This is a genomic window from Streptomyces sp. NPDC027962, assembly GCF_055566095.1.
Map to the genome: position 1 here is coordinate 1 of NZ_JBVHTA010000014.1, position 14,583 is coordinate 14,583.

The following is a 14,583-nucleotide window of genomic DNA, read 5'->3' on the forward strand; positions in this document are numbered from 1 at the left end:
AGAGATTCTGGCGAAGGTCCGCCTCGTCCAGACCAACATCAAGAAACTCGTGGCAAACAACTCGAAGTGACATCAACAGGATCACGAGACACTAGTCGCTAGGCGAGGTACCCATGCTGGTGTTCCAGCAGCTTCTCAATCTGAAAACGAAGCCGCTCGACGAGGCGATCGACGACTGGGTCGCCATGCTCAAGAAGCTCAAGGAACTCGCCAAGGGCGCCGGGGATATGGGCACCTACGCACAGGGGACGACCTGGAAGGGCAAGAACGCCAACGTCACCAAGCCGTTCGTGACGAGGACGGCGTACGAGTTCCAGGACGCGGTGACGCAAGCCGAGAGCATCCTCAATCTGCTCAAGGACGCCCACAGCACGTTCACCAAGGCCAAGGCCGACCTGAAGGCGATCTACGAGAACCCGCCCAAGGGCCTCACCATCGCCCCCGATGGCGCCGTCGGCTACCGGGAGGACTCCGACGCCGACGAAGGCGCGGCCGAGGCGCTCCTCAAACGGATGGAGGCCGTGCTCCAGCGCGCGGTGGACGCGGACGCGGCCTGTGCCTGGGGCCTGGCGAACCTCACCAAGGACAGCCGCGAATTCAACAGCCTGCACTACGGCTCACTGAAGGACGCGGCGGCGGGCGCGGCCAACGAAGCGCAAATGAGGCTGGACGAGTTGCAGCACCAGCCCGAGCCAAAGTGGGGTAGCGGCACCATCAAGCCGGTGGCCGAATTCCTCAGCTACCGCTCGTGGATGAACAGTGGCGAGTACTTCCTGCGCGGTGACATGGACAAGGGCTGGAAGTACTTCATGGGTGGTGCGCCCTCGGCATCTGCCGGCCTGGTCGCCGGCGGCCTGGAGAAGAACATCGGCGGCGGCGGGCTGCACCGTAAACCGTCCGCGGTGAACATACTGGGCAAGTTCGGCGGCAAGGTATTCGGCGCACCGGTAGCGGTCGTGGCCACCGTGGTCGACTTCTATTACACCCCGCCGGGATCAAACAAGGAGCCGGGCGACGAAAAGATTCTCGCCCCCGATGCACCGCCCCGGGTGGAGTACAACAAATGAAGCACGCGAGCAACAAACCCACCTCATACCGCGGACCTTTCTCCTCCAACTGGCTGAAACCCAGAGGGCATCGCACATTCCTCCTCGGAATCGGCGCCTCGGTGGTCGGCTTCGCGGGCGCCGTCAGAAGATTGCTCGAGGGATCCGGAATCCTGCCGGTCCTCGGATTCTTCGCGGCGGGTGTGCTCGGAGTGACGCTCACAGTCGCGTGGATCGTGACGTACGCGAAGGAACACTGAGCCCGGCGAAGGACTCTCCTCTCCTGCCCCGGTGGTCTGCGGCGGTTGGTCATCGACCACTTGGCGGCTCACGCCATGAAGGCGTTCACCGCCACCCGCATCGGCCGGGGCTATCGAGAAGCCTAAGTGCGTGCCCCGCCGCACATGGGAGGTCGTACCCATGCCGCCGACGGTGTCGCCGCCGCAGCATGGGTGCACCGGATCACCGTCACCTGGGCAGGAGTCCCAGCCCATGGACCGCGCACCGCTGTATGCTCCCGCCGGACCGGCATCGGCCCGCGCGCCGTTTCCCCGCGGCTCCGTCCAGCGGTCCGCAGCCACGGACACGGCGGGTTGATGGGTCTTCAATGTTGAGCGGTGCGGAGGTGTCCGCGGGCTCGGCAGGTGGTGACGCAGCGCGTGCGTAGGCGTTGGTCCTCTGCGCTGCGGAAGCCGAAGGCGTTGCGGGCGACGAGCTTGATCACGCGGTTGATGCCCTCGCTCTTGGCGTTGCTGTGGCCGGTGTCGAGGAATGCGGCGACCTCCGCCCACCACCGGTCCACGGTCACGGCCAGCCGGACGACCTCGGGGATGTCCGAGTCCGCGCACCAGGTGAGGAACTTCCATCGGGCATGGCCGATTTGGTGTCGGTCGGCGCTGGTGCGGGCCAGGGCGAGGAGATTGCGCAGGCTCTCCTTCGCGATCCACGCGGTCAGCAGCGTCTGCCCGATCTGCCCCTCGTCCAGCAGTGGGTTCCACATCTTTGCGAACTGCTCATCGGTGAGGTCCTCGCGGTTGCGCAGGAGACGGGGGCCCGAGTAGGAACTGGCCAGGAAACCGGTGTTGCTGTCAGAAGTTTTGACAGGTTCTGATCCGGGCCATGTCAGGGCCGGTGGCGACGCAGTCGGCGAGGCATGAACCGGTCCCCCTGTAGTCCTAGCTCGGACGCCAGGGAGCGAGTAACCCGCTGGTAGCTTTCAGGGCTTCGCAGCAGCCGTCTTCTTCGGCTGGCGGGGCACGGTCTTGGTCTTGTCGAGGTGCCCGTACACCGTCGACCGCGGCACGCCGAACATGTCGGCGATCTGCTGGACGGTCTTCTCCCGCTCGTCGTAAAGCCGTTGGGCGAGCGAGGCCTGGTCGTCGGTGAGCCTGGGCCGACGCCCGCCGACCCGGCCGCGGGCCCGTGCGGAGGCGAGCCCGTCGTTGGTGTTCGCCACGATCAGTTCGCGCTGGAGCTCGGCGAGCACGGACAGCATCCCGAACATCGCGCGGCCCTCCATGGTGGAGGTGTCGATGCCCTGCCCGATGACGTGAAGCCCGATGTCGCGCTCGCGCAGGTCTGCGCCGAGGGTCACCAGGTGAAGCACCGAGCGGGAGAGCCGGTCGAGCCGGGTGACCTTGAGCGTGTCGCCCTCGCGCAGCAGCTGGAGCACGAGGTCGAGCTTTGGCCGGGACGCCTTCGCTCCGCTCGCGGTGTCGACGTGGATGTGGTCGCGGTCGACGCCGGCCCGCAGCAGGGCGTCGATCTGGTGGTCGGGGTTCTGGTCTGCGGTCGAGACCCGCGCGTTAGCTCTGCGGTTTGAGCGTGTCTCGTGAGGGTGAAGTTCTGCTCCTCGTACGAGTGTTAACTCTTGCTCTGTCTCGTGTCTCGCTTCAGGTTCGTTCCGTGATCCTTCATTACTTCTGTTCCGCCGGGTGGGAAGAGTGGGGCCTGTACGAGCGGCCCGTCATCCGGGAGGCCATGCCCGTCCTCATCGACGAGGACCTTTGCTTCGAGGACTCTTCGGGGCCTCGGCCGACGGTGGTGATGAACCTGTGGCTTCGGGAGTTACCGGTCAGCGGGGCGCCGTCGCCGAAGTCGTGGCGTACGTACGCCCAGGCGCTCAAGGGCTGGGCGGAGTTCCTCGGCGCCTGCCGGATCCCGGTCTTCGCTGATCGGCAGCGGCTTCGGGATGCGTTGTCGATGTACGCCGAGTACCGGCTGTCCGGGCCGCTGGAGGTGCGGCTGAGTCCGGCGAGCTGGAATCTGGCGGTCAAGACGCTCTCGTCCTTCTACCGGTGGGCGGCGGCCGAGGGGCACGCGCCGACGGTTCCGTTCTCCTACGTGCGGCAGTCGATGACCCGCCCGGACGGTGCGCATGTGGAGGCCACCAGGAATTTGGCGACGGTGCGCACGGGCAACGCGCACGCGACGCGGAAGTACCTGGAGAAGCCGTACGCGGACCTGTTGATGCACGCCTTGGCGGGCAACGACCCGGCGGGCGAGAGGGACGTCTCGTTCCGGGGACGGGAGACCGGCCGCAACGCGGCCGTGATCGGCCTGGCGCTGTCCAGCGGGCTGCGGTCGCAGGAGTTCACGCATCTGACGGTCTACGAGGTGCCGCCGCTGCCGCGCCGCCGCACGGCGGTGCCGGTGCCGCTGGTGCTCGCACCACCGATGGCGAAGGGCAGGAAGGGCCGCTCGACGTGGATCGGTTACGAGGACCTGGCCCGGGTTCACGACTACATCGGCTGGGAGCGGGTCGCGGCGGCGGAGGGCTCGCGCTGGCGGCCCCGCGATCCGCTGTTCGTCGAGGCTCCGACTCACGACGGCGCGCTGATCAACGGAACGCGCCGCCGCTGGCACACCCTCACCCCGGCCGACCGGCTGCGCTTGGTGGCACCCGGCGGGGGCAGTGCCCTGCTGGCGGTGCAGTCCGGCGGGAGGCCGTTCGTCGACTGGGCCACCGTTCTGCGCCGGACCGCGCAGCGGATCCGGGACCGCTTTGAGCCGTCCTTCCCGCATGTCCATCCCCATGTCACCAGGCACACCTTCGCAATGGCCACTTTGGAGCGGCTGGTGCGCGGCTACTACCAGCAGGCCGCCCAGCTCGTCGTGGACACGCGCGGTGACGACGCCCTGGCGCTCTATCTGACCAAGGCTGATCCGCTGCTGGTGCTGCGTGATTTGTTGGGGCATACCAGTGCCGCCACCACTCAGGCGTATCTGAACCATCGGGAATTGCATCAGGCGGGCGAGAAGTCGCAGGTCGCCTGGTCGCGGAGGGAAACGGAAGGTGTTCGTAGGCTCTACGAACTGGCCTCCTGAACAGGGGTGTTGCCGAGCCGATCCCTTCTGATGCATGATCTGCTCTCCAGAAGGGATGGTCTGGAGTGGCACATCAGCGCAAGGTGGCCCTGGCCGGGTCGGCTCATATGGAGCTTGTCTCCGGTGTGGTCCAGTTGCGTCCGGAGGACGCGATGTTCGACGCGATGCTGAGGGGCTGGCGAGCTCAGCAGAAGTCGCGAGGGCTGAAGGACGACACGATCGACCCGAGGGAACGGCTGATCCGCCGGTTCCTGGAGTTCACGAACGAGTATCCGTGGCGATGGACGCCTGCCCATCTGGACGAGTGGTCGGCATCGCTGACGAGCGAGAGACACTTGGCGCCCTCCACGATCCGCAGCTACCAGGGCACGGTTGGACTGTTCACCGAGCTCCTCATCGACGCCCGATACGGCTGGGTCCCGGCGTGCGAAGAAGCCTTCGGCACCTTTCCGGTGGCGATCTGCCATGAGTGGAATACTCTCCCTCACCTGCAGGATTACGAAGGCAGCCCGGAGGCGAGACCGTTCACGAGGGAAGAGCTGCAGCGCTTCCTCGACTACGCCGACGACCAGGTCGCACGCGCCGTGAAGGCCAAGCGCAAGGGGGCCCTCGCCGCCTACCGCGACGCCACGTTATTCAAGGTCATCTACGGCTGGGGGCTGCGCCGGACCGAGACGTCCAAGCTCGACATGGTCGACTTCGGACGCAATCCGCAGGCCCGGCAGTTCGGCCGGTACGGCACGCTCAACGTCCGCTACGGCAAAGCGAAGAAGGGGCAGCCGCCGCGGCGGCGGAACGTGCTGTCGGTAATGGACTGGGCCGTCGAGGCGGTCGCTGACTACGTCGAGAACGTCCGGCCGCGCTTCGGATTCCCCGATCACCCGGCCCTGTGGATCACCGAGCGCGGGGGCCGCCTCCAGCCCGGCTCCATCAACGACCGGTTCGAGGCATACCGCGACGCCCTAAAGCTCCCAAAAGACCTAACTCCCTACTCAATCCGACATTCTTACGTCACGCATCTGACCGAGGACGGAGTCGACCGCCGGTTCATCCAGCAGCAGGTCGGCCACGAGTGCGACAGCTCCCTGGCCATCTACACGCACGTCAGCGACGACTTCATGAACACTTCCCTGCACAAGGCACTGGCCCCGGCGTTCGCCGGAGCCTGACGAGGAGGGATCCGGCGATGGCCGCCAAGCTCGACTACCACTGGCACCTGCGCAAAGTCATGGCCGACCGCGGGATGTTCTCCACCACCGACCTCCTCCCGCCACTCGCCGAACGTGGCATCAGCCTGTCATCGAGCCAGGTCTACCGGCTCGTCGTCGAGCGACCAGAGCGACTGAGCCTGAAGATCCTCATGGCCCTGCTCGACATCCTCGACTGCACCATGGACGACCTCATCGAGCCCATCGCGGCGGCCGGCGCTGTGAAGAAGCCGAAGAAGGCAGCTGCCGGCGGCTCGGCACCCAATACGGAGGGACTCGGCGGGCTGCGGCCAAAGCGGGCCCGGATCAGGGGTGTTGACCGCTCGTGATCACAGCGGACCAGCTCGACCGCGCCGTCGCCGATCCGATCGGCCTGCTCACAGACCTCGTCGCTGCTGTCGAGAACGATCTCGACAGCGCGACCGTCCGCACCGTGGTCACCGCGGTCGCGGGCGGCCGAGCGAAGTCACGACAGCTGGCCAAGGCCCTGGCGATCCGGCCCGCCGTCCTGACCGACGGCCGGTCCCCGGCGCCCCGGGCCGTCGGCGATCTGCTCATCGAGCTCCGCCAGGCCGGAGCATCGGCGATCGCACCGCCGGTCTGCGCCGAGTGCGGCAAGAAGCTGCGAACCCTCCAACGCAGGGGCCAGGACTGGTACTGCGGAGTCTGCGGGCAGGAAACCGCCGAGTGCACCACCTGCGGCAACGTCCGACGCGTCGGCTTCCGCGACCGCAAGGGCCTGCCCCGCTGCAAGATGTGTCCCGACCACGACGACCGTGATCCCGTCACAGTCGTCCACGAACTGATCAGCGCGATCGCCCCGGGTGCCGACCGTGACGCGGTTGCCGAGGCCCTCCGCCGGACGGCGCCCGACCGTCCTCACTATCGCCAGCGAGTGGTTTGGGCCCTGGAGGAGAATCCCCGGCTGCTGACCGGGGAGGGCTATCTGGCGCCGCATCGCGCCATCCTGAAGTTCATCGACCTGCTGCACGAGGCCGGTGTCGCCGGGATCGTCCGGCCCGCCTGCCCCCGCTGCCACCGGGTGGTCCGCATCGACAAGCCGCTGGACGGGCAGCGGGTCTGCCGCAACTGCATCGCCAAGTCCCGCTTCGAAGAATGCGTACGCTGTGGTGCCCGGCGCGAGCCGGCCACCCGCGACGCCGAGAGACGACCGCTGTGTCCAAGCTGCCTGATCAGGGACCCGGCGAACCTGGAGACCTGCATCGTCTGCGGCGAGTCACGCATGGTCAACTCCCGCACCGCGGATGGGCCGATCTGCCCGAACTGCCGTCCTTTGCCCGTGCTTCTCTGCTCGATCTGCGGCCGCACCGCTCCCTGCATGCTCTCGAAGCTCACCGGTTTGCCCCGCTGCGGCGGCTGTGATCGGCGCCAAGCGCACTGCACCGTCTGCGGACGATTGCGCGGCATTCACTCCGGCACCGCCGACGCCCCCGTCTGCGGCCCCTGCACCACGCCGGACGCTGAGCTCTGGCGCCCGTGTCCGACCTGCGGACAAGCCGAGCGTCTGCACGCGCCGGGTCCGTGCCCCCGCTGCACACTCAAGCAACGGCTCCACGACCTCCTCGGCGACAGCACCGGCTCCATACCCCCGAAGCTGCAGTCCCTCCACGACGCCCTGGCCAGCACTGAACGGGTCGGCACCGCGATGCGCTGGCTCTCCAAAGGCATCGTCTCCACCGTCCTGTCCGACCTTGGCTCCGGCCGCCGACCCCTCACCCACGAGGCCCTGGACGAACTCCCCGAAGGCAAGGTCGTCGAGCACATCCGCAGCGTTCTCGTCGCCACCGGCGTCCTGCCCCAGCGCGACGAGCAGATGGTCCGTCTCGAACGGCACGTGAAGAACCTCGTCGCCTCCCACACGACGGTCGAGGGGCGGAAAATCCTGCACCGGTACGCAACGTGGCACCTTCTACGTCGCCTTCGACGACGCAACCGCGGCAAGGATGTCACCCATTACCAGCTCTCGACCGCACGGCAACATCTGCGGGCAGCCGTCTATCTCCTGGACTGGCTCGAGGAACAGAACCTGACCCTTGCCACCTGCCGACAGGCCGACCTTGAACACTGGATGACCAGCGACGACGTCCTCCTTCGCACAGAGGCAGGCCACTTCGTTCGCTGGGCCCTGGCCCAGAAGATCACCCGCGATCTCAGCTTCCCGGCCGTGAGATGGAACGGCCCCACCCAGTCGATGGACGACGACGCCCGCTGGAACACCGCCCGGCGCCTGCTGCACGACGACACCCTCAGGCCCGAAGACCGCCTCGCCGGCCTGCTGTTGCTCCTCTATGCCCAGTGGCCCGCCGCGATCTCCCGGCTCACCGTCGACCACATCGAGGAGACGGACGGAGCCGTCCGCATCCACCTCGGCGCCGTCCCGGTCGAACTACCGGCACCCGTCGCTGACCTCGCCCTCCAACAAGTCGCGCTCCGTCGCAGCCATGCCGTCCTCGCCCGGACAGACTCGCGCTGGCTGTTCCCCGGAGGCCAGCCCGGCCGCCCGATCAGTGCCTGGGCCATGGGTGAACGGCTCCGCAAACTCGGCATCCGGCTCGCCGAAGCCCGCTCGACCGCGCTCTTCCAACTCGCCACCGAGCTACCTGCAGCAGTCCTCGCCCGCACCCTCGGCATCGACATCACCGTCGCCGTCAAATGGCAGCGAGCCGCCGCCGGAGACTGGGCCGCCTACGCGGCCGAGGCCGGCCGCCGTCAAAATACCCAGGAGCCCACATGACACACCGCGCCGGACAATCGAACCGGAACGAGGTCTCCCAGGAACGAGCCGCCGAAGTACAGGAGGTCATCGCCCGCATCGCACGCTGGGCCACGACCCGCCAGGACATCGTCGGCCTGCTACTTGTCGGCTCATATGCCCGCAATGCCGCACGGCCTGACTCGGATATTGACATCGTCCTGCTCACGACAGACCAGACCCAATACTTCAACAACTCCTGGGCCGACGAACTCGCCCTCGGCGAGCTCGTCCGAACGCAAGCGTGGGGGCCCATCACCGAACGACGTTACGCCACGGCCTCAGGTTTGGAAGTTGAGATCGGCATCGGGTCTCCGGAGTGGGCACAGACGGACCCCGTTGACCCTGGCACACGTCGCGTCGTCACCGATGGCGCCCGCCCTCTACATGATCCGGCAGGAGTCCTTGCCTCTCTGATCCAGACATGCGGATCATGAGCCATCCCATCAGGGCATTCCGGGAGTTCCAATACCCGACTCCACCATTACATCTGCTCGATACCCAGCGGATCTACCGGGACGCCTACGCGACCGCCGGAGGCGCTTTGGCCGTGGATGGCGACGCGGTCGCCGAGTTCGGGGGCGAGGTCTGATGCCGGCCGAGATCCAGCAGCCCCTGGCGGTGCTGTTCACGCTGCCGGACGGCGTCATCCACCACGGTGTCCTGCACGATCTGCCGAACCAGCAGCTGGCCGCAGACCTGGCCGTGGGGCTGGTCGCGGCCACGCATCCGCACGGGCCGATCCGGACCCGCTCGGTGGCCAGGCAGTACATGACGACGATGCGCCGGATGGCGCGCGACTTCGATGTCTGGGGAGCCACGGGCGGTCTTGCCGATCTGGCCCCGGCCACACTGGTCCAGTACTGGCTGACCTGCGACTATCACCGCGAACGACGCATCCGCGTGGTGCTGAACGCCTTCCAGGAGACAGCCGGAGGACTGGACCCGGGCATCTGCCGTCACCTGGCCGGGCGGCGGATCAACAAAGTGGAGAAGAGCCGCCCCAACCAGCCCTACAACGACGGTGAATGGCGGCGGCTTGAAGCCTCCTGCACCCATCAGATCGCGGCGGCCCGCCGCGCCCACCGTCAGGCGCTGGAGGCAGCCGGCCGGGGCGCCGATCCGTCCGTCCACGGCGTCACCTTCGACAACCTCGCCTGGCTCTGGCTCCATGCGGGCCCCGCGGAGGCGAGAAGGGCCGTCGAGCGGTTCGGCAGAGGCGCCGGTGTTGACCGGGCCCAGTGCGCGGCGGTCGAGGCGGCGCTGTTCCCGGCCTCGGAGACGGCGTTCGCCTACCTCACGCTGTTCGCGATGCGCACGGGCATCGTCCCTGACGGCATCGATGCCCTGCGACTCGACGACATCACCCGGACTTCGGCGAACACGGTCCTGCTCTCCTACCGCAAGGGCCGCACCGGGGATGAGGCGCTCAACCTGTCCCGTGATGCCGTGCGGCTGCTGGACCGCTGGCTGGAGCACTCGGCCCAACTACGTGAGCACGCCGGGGATTTGGCTGGTCGTCTGTGGATCTATGTGGGCTGTGACGGGCTCGGGAGAGGGCAGGGCAGGATCTTCGACCGCCCTCGCGGCCAGCGCCAGCGCCGGGCCTGGATGGAGTCGTCGGGCGTGCTCGGTGACGACGGGCAGCCCCTTCCGGTGCACGGCGGCCGGGTCAGGGCTACCTACCACCACCGGCGCGACCGCGCTGCCTGGACCGGCCGCACGACGATCGACCCCAACCACAGCGCCCGCGTCGAGGGAGATCACTACCTCAGCTCTCACACCCCGGCCCAGCTGGACGCGCTGGAGGGCGTCATCGAACAGGCCCAGGGCGATGTGCGCCGCAAGGCCGCCCCGCCGGTCGTGATCAACGGTGAGGACGCTGCCGCGTTCGCCGCGGACTTCCCCCGCCTGGTCGAGGACGCCGGTCTGGACGCGGCGGCCATCAAGGCTCTGCTCTCCGGTGAGCAGGACATGTTCGTCGCCGCGTGCGCCAGCCCGCTCAACGGTCCGCACGCCCCGGCGGGAACCTTGTGTCCGGCCCGGCCCTGGGTGTGTCTGCTGTGTCCGCTCGCCGCGTTCGCGCCCCGTCACCTGCCCAACCTGCTCCGGCTCAAGGGGTACTTCTCCCGGCATGCCCAGCAGATGACCACCGCGCAGTTCCTGCGGATCTTCGGCCCATACATGGCCCGCCTGGACGAGGACGTCCTGCCCCGGTTCGGCCCAGCCGCCATCGAGGCCGCCACCCGGCAGAGCACCGAGACCGACGCCTTCTTGCCGCTGCACCTGGAGGAACAGCCCGAGTGACGACTGCCCATGCCTCTTCCCCGGCCCTGGCCGGGCGGCGCCCCTTCCACGGTCTGCCGGTCATCGAGACCGCCGGCCTGCGACGCGAGCCCGGCAGCCCCCGGCCCGTATTCGACCAGGATGTCTGGGACCTGACCGGCCTCGCCGACGCCCCGGTGGTGATGACCGCACACCGCAAGATCCTGGACTTCACCGCCATCATCAACCCCCGCTGGCGGCAGGTTGCCCGCGAGTACCTGATGGCGCGGATGGCCCCGCTCCATCCGGACGTGGCCGTCTTGCCGCAGGCGTTCCGAACCCCACTGAACCCCAACTCTCTCTGGTCCGAACTCAAGCACCTGGCCCTGTGGTTCAACCGCCTCACCGCGGTTGGCGTCACCTCGCTGTCGCAGGTCCGCCAGCATCACTGCGACGCCTATCTCGCGGCTGCCTCGCGCAGTGCCACCGACCCTGACCGGCTGCTGTCGCCCGCGACCACGGTGGCGATGATCCGCATCCCGCAGTTCCTCGTCCTCTACGCAGAGATCCTCAGCGATTGCTACCAGCCGGGCTTCGCCCCGTGGCCGGGCCGCAGCGCGGACGAGGTCACGGGATATGTACGCAGTGACGAGAACCGGGTGCCGCCGGTCCCGGACACTCTGTTGCGGCCTCTGCTGGCGAACTGTCTGTACTTGCTGGGGACGATCGGCCCGCTGCTGGTGGCCGAGGCGGCCGCGGCCCGCGCCGCCGACCAGCATGAGGCCGCCTCACGGCGGGGCCTGCTCGTCACTGAGGTCGATGGCCTGCGCGAGGTCATCGAGCGACGGCGAGAGACCGGGCTTCCCGCTGCACGGGCCGCTGAAGCGACCGTCACTCAGCGCTTGAAGCGCGGATGGGACCCGGGCGACCCGCTCCTGCACATGTCGTGGCATCCGCTCGTCGTTCAGGCGGCGGGGGCCATGGGGCACCGCAGGGACATGGAGACTCTCCGTCCCGAGCTGGAACGGTGGGTGAGTGAGTGCGGCCTTCAGCAGCCCTGGTGCCGCGATGCGGCACCGGTGTCCCGCCCCGATGACGGCACACCGGTGCCCTGGGCCCTGCCGATGGCCCGGCACCAACTGGACGCCACGGTCCATGCCGTCACCTCGGCTGCCTACTTCCTCACCTCGGCGCTTTGCGGGATGCGTTCCTCGGAGTTGGCGGAACTGGCGAGCGGCTGCCGCCAGCAGGAAGAACGGCCCGGCGGCGGCACCCGCTACCGCTTGGTCTCCCGCCGCATCAAGGGCGAGGCATTCGGCGGGACCGAGGACGCGTGGGTGGTCACCGAAGACGTGCACAGGGCCATCGCCATCGCCGAAGCCCTCACCGGCGCCGCCCCGGGTGAGCGGCTGTTCGCCAAGGCATCCAACAACAGCAACAGCCGCTATACCGCCCTGCGCGCATGGGTGAACGGCGAGTACGGACAACGGCTCGGGCTGGAGCCCATCCCCGACGGCCCGGTCAACCCCCGAGCCCTGCGGCGCACGCTCGCGATGGCCATCGCCCAGCGCCCGCACGGCCTGATGGCCGTCAAACTGCACCTCAAGCATGTCAGCGTCGCCGCAGCCGAGGGCTATGCCGCCCGCCCCGGCGGACACCAGGCCGCCTTCGCAGCCGAAGTCGCCGCCGAGGAAGAAGCCGAACACCTGCGGCTGACCGTCGCCGCCTACGAGGACTACCAGCGCGCCATCCTGCCCAGCGGCCAAGGCGCCCGCGACCTCATCGGCGCCTTCAAGGCCGTCGACCAGGCCCTGGACCGGCACGAGGCCGGGCCGGTCACCGTCATCGACGACCGGCGCGTCGAGCGCGTCCTCAAGGCGAAGGCGAAGACCCTGCACCTCGGTGTCGGCAACTACTGCTGGTTCTCCGATCCGGGCAAGGCGTTGTGCCTGAAAATCGCCGGCACCCCGGACGCCGCCGAGCCGCTGATGGGGATGTGCGACTCGGCCCGCTGCCCGCAGGCCACCCATCACCCCCAGCACCGGCAGATCTGGGCCGACCACGCCGACAACACCCAGGCCGTCCTTCTCGGCAACCCCAGACTCTCCAAGCCCGAACGGGCCCGAGCCCAGGCCGCCTTCGACCGTGCCACCCGCATCGTCGCCGATATCGACGCTGCCGGCCACCCTGGCGAGGAGCCGCGCTCATGATGCACAACCCCCAAGCGGAACCCGAGGCCAGGATTCGGAACGCGATGCGGCAACTCCTCGCTGGCCCCGTTCCCGACGGGCTCAAGTGCGACATCAAGAGCGTGTGCACGCTCGCAGGAGTACCGCGGGCGACGCTCTACCGCACCTACCCCCACCTCAAGGCCGAGTTCGACCGTCAGCGGACCGCCGCCCAGGAAGCCGGACAGCAGCCCGATCCACGCCTGGCTCAGATCGAACGGCTAAAGGCCGAGGTTGCCACTCTGCGCGAGCGCCTGAGCAGGAAGAACACTGAACTAGACGCTCTGAAGGAGTTCCAAGCCACGGCCCTGTCCCGTCTCGCAGTCCAGCACGACGAGATCGCCACGCTTCGACGACAGCTTGACGCCACCCCGCCGGCGTCAGTCCGCACACTTCCTCGCCGGTAGTCGCAACCGTTGCTGCGTGCAGCGGATCGGGCGCCGCAGGTCAGCGATAGCGTGGCGTTGAGACCCGAGTGATGAGGAGGGCGCGTGCGATTCGCGCTGGACGCACTGTTAGCTGACGTACCCGCGGAGCAGGTCGATGAAGCTCGTGACTTCTACAAGTCGAGGGCGGCAGGCCGTGGCCCCAGCTCACTGGAGGAGCTGAAGGAGGCCCGAGCGAAGAGGTCTGCTCCTCCTGCCGCCGATCCGCCTGCCATCGAAGAGACGATCGAAGCCGCGGAAGCGCGCGTCCCTGTCAGGATCTTCACACCTATCGACGGTCCGCCGCGGGGCGTCCACCTGGACATACACGGCGGCGGCTTCTACATGGACTCCGCAGCGCGAGGAGACGAACGCAACCGCGAGCTCGCAGACGCCCTGCACCTCGCCGTTGTCAGCGTCGACTACCGGCTGGCCCCCGAGCACCCCTGGCCCGCGGCACCCGACGACTGCGAAGCGGCGGCGCTCTGGCTCATCGAAGAAGCCGATGCCCGCTTCGGAACGTCCCGACTTGCGATCGGCGGGAGCTCCGCGGGAGCCACACTCGCCCTGGCGACCCTGCTCCGGCTGAGAGACAAAGGTGCCGTTGGCCGATTCACCGGCGCCGCACTCCAATTCGGCACCTACGACTTGAGCGCACGAACCCCGGCCGGTCGCCGCATCACGGACGAATACTTCATCCAGGCATACGCCGGCCATGTGGAAGACCGCACTGTTCCCGACATCTCTCCCATCTACGGCGTTCTTCGCGGGCTTCCCCCAACGCTGCTGATCGTCGGAAGCACAGACGTGTTGCTGGAAGACAACCTGGCGCTGGCAGGTCGGTTGTCAGCGGCCGCCAATGACGTCGAGCTCCGGGTTTACCCCGACTCACCCCACGGTTTCACGGGCCACCCCACAGCAATGGCCAGGACGGCACTCAGCGGCGTCGAGTCCTGGCTGCGCGACCGGATTACGCAATCGTAGGCACTGACCGCGATCTCGAAGGATCCCAGTCCCAGAGGTCGATTACGTGAGACACGGCCTCGCGCACTCCCGCCGACGTGGGCGGCAAAACGTCAGGCGCGCAGTCGACATCGATCGAGCGAACACGTCTCATGCCCGGCTATCGGGCGTAGCCGATGAGCATGTGCCGGAATCTATCGGTGAGACCGTTCACCGACGTTGATTTCCGACGCGAGTTGCCGACGCTGCCCACCTGCGGGTTCGTGATCACGGGTACGAGTGTCGACAGACGGTCGTTTGACGACACTCGACCGCACGATTCCCTGAATTCGTAGACAGTGCCTAAAA

At 67.9% G+C, this 14,583-nt stretch carries 13 protein-coding genes and 1 pseudogene; 12 read left to right on the plus strand and 2 right to left on the minus strand.

Annotation, left to right across the window (positions count from 1 at the left end; translation table 11 throughout):
- Positions 1-113: 113 nt before the first annotated feature.
- Both ACZ4SA_RS15500 and ACZ4SA_RS15505 read left to right on the plus strand, forming a co-directional pair.
- A complete protein-coding gene (locus tag ACZ4SA_RS15500; protein WP_468274283.1) occupies positions 114-1,067 on the plus strand; it encodes a hypothetical protein in 954 nt (317 codons plus the stop codon).
- On the plus strand, positions 1,064-1,306 hold the full coding sequence (locus ACZ4SA_RS15505) for a hypothetical protein (protein ID WP_269730250.1): 243 nt from the start codon (positions 1,064-1,066) through the stop codon (positions 1,304-1,306). Before ACZ4SA_RS15500 ends, ACZ4SA_RS15505 begins: the two co-directional genes overlap by 4 nt.
- A 344-nt stretch (positions 1,307-1,650) precedes the next feature.
- On the opposite strand, the gene ACZ4SA_RS15510 is transcribed toward ACZ4SA_RS15505, so the two are convergent.
- Positions 1,651-2,172 (minus strand): ISL3 family transposase, encoded by a 522-nt coding sequence (locus ACZ4SA_RS15510; RefSeq protein ID WP_468274576.1) that lies wholly within the window; start codon positions 2,170-2,172, stop codon positions 1,651-1,653.
- Positions 2,173-2,262: 90 nt separating this feature from the next.
- A pseudogene (locus tag ACZ4SA_RS15515) lies at positions 2,263-2,838 on the minus strand (recombinase family protein); the annotation flags it as partial.
- Between the two features lie 113 nt (positions 2,839-2,951).
- Between ACZ4SA_RS15515 and ACZ4SA_RS15520 the strand changes: the two are divergent.
- From ACZ4SA_RS15520 to ACZ4SA_RS15565, 10 genes are all read left to right on the plus strand, one after another.
- On the plus strand, positions 2,952-4,373 hold the full coding sequence (locus ACZ4SA_RS15520; protein WP_468274287.1) for a tyrosine-type recombinase/integrase: 1,422 nt from the start codon (positions 2,952-2,954) through the stop codon (positions 4,371-4,373).
- 65 nt (positions 4,374-4,438) lie between these two features.
- On the plus strand, positions 4,439-5,542 hold the full coding sequence (locus ACZ4SA_RS15525; protein WP_468274289.1) for a tyrosine-type recombinase/integrase: 1,104 nt from the start codon (positions 4,439-4,441) through the stop codon (positions 5,540-5,542).
- Between the two features lie 17 nt (positions 5,543-5,559).
- Entirely contained in the window at positions 5,560-5,910 is a 351-nt protein-coding gene (locus ACZ4SA_RS15530; RefSeq protein WP_468274291.1) for a helix-turn-helix domain-containing protein, read from the plus strand.
- A complete protein-coding gene (locus ACZ4SA_RS15535) occupies positions 5,907-8,336 on the plus strand; it encodes a site-specific integrase (protein ID WP_468274293.1) in 2,430 nt (809 codons plus the stop codon). The genes ACZ4SA_RS15530 and ACZ4SA_RS15535 overlap by 4 nt, the downstream gene beginning before the upstream one ends.
- Positions 8,333-8,791, plus strand: coding sequence for a nucleotidyltransferase family protein (locus ACZ4SA_RS15540; protein WP_468274296.1), 459 nt, complete (start codon positions 8,333-8,335; stop codon positions 8,789-8,791). The genes ACZ4SA_RS15535 and ACZ4SA_RS15540 overlap by 4 nt, the downstream gene beginning before the upstream one ends.
- On the plus strand, positions 8,779-8,946 hold the full coding sequence (locus ACZ4SA_RS15545) for a hypothetical protein (RefSeq protein ID WP_468274298.1): 168 nt from the start codon (positions 8,779-8,781) through the stop codon (positions 8,944-8,946). Before ACZ4SA_RS15540 ends, ACZ4SA_RS15545 begins: the two co-directional genes overlap by 13 nt.
- Entirely contained in the window at positions 8,946-10,661 is a 1,716-nt protein-coding gene (locus ACZ4SA_RS15550; RefSeq protein WP_468274301.1) for a hypothetical protein, read from the plus strand. The genes ACZ4SA_RS15545 and ACZ4SA_RS15550 overlap by 1 nt, the downstream gene beginning before the upstream one ends.
- Positions 10,658-12,829 (plus strand): integrase, encoded by a 2,172-nt coding sequence (locus ACZ4SA_RS15555; RefSeq protein ID WP_468274304.1) that lies wholly within the window; start codon positions 10,658-10,660, stop codon positions 12,827-12,829. The genes ACZ4SA_RS15550 and ACZ4SA_RS15555 overlap by 4 nt, the downstream gene beginning before the upstream one ends.
- A complete protein-coding gene (locus ACZ4SA_RS15560; protein ID WP_468274306.1) occupies positions 12,826-13,254 on the plus strand; it encodes a hypothetical protein in 429 nt (142 codons plus the stop codon). Before ACZ4SA_RS15555 ends, ACZ4SA_RS15560 begins: the two co-directional genes overlap by 4 nt.
- Before the next feature lie 84 nt (positions 13,255-13,338).
- Entirely contained in the window at positions 13,339-14,256 is a 918-nt protein-coding gene (locus ACZ4SA_RS15565) for an alpha/beta hydrolase (protein WP_468274309.1), read from the plus strand.
- Positions 14,257-14,583: the final 327 nt, after the last annotated feature.

Bases quoted from the DNA above. Each gene is read 5' to 3' on its own strand.
- ACZ4SA_RS15500 (WP_468274283.1), top strand. From the start codon at position 114: ATGCTGGTGTTCCAGCAGCTTCTCAATCTGAAAACGAAGCCGCTCGAC.
- ACZ4SA_RS15505 (WP_269730250.1), top strand. From the start codon at position 1,064: ATGAAGCACGCGAGCAACAAACCCACCTCATACCGCGGACCTTTCTCC.
- ACZ4SA_RS15530 (WP_468274291.1), top strand. From the start codon at position 5,560: ATGGCCGCCAAGCTCGACTACCACTGGCACCTGCGCAAAGTCATGGCC.
- ACZ4SA_RS15540 (WP_468274296.1), top strand. From the start codon at position 8,333: ATGACACACCGCGCCGGACAATCGAACCGGAACGAGGTCTCCCAGGAA.
- ACZ4SA_RS15545 (WP_468274298.1), top strand. From the start codon at position 8,779: ATGCGGATCATGAGCCATCCCATCAGGGCATTCCGGGAGTTCCAATAC.
- ACZ4SA_RS15550 (WP_468274301.1), top strand. From the start codon at position 8,946: ATGCCGGCCGAGATCCAGCAGCCCCTGGCGGTGCTGTTCACGCTGCCG.
- ACZ4SA_RS15560 (WP_468274306.1), top strand. From the start codon at position 12,826: ATGATGCACAACCCCCAAGCGGAACCCGAGGCCAGGATTCGGAACGCG.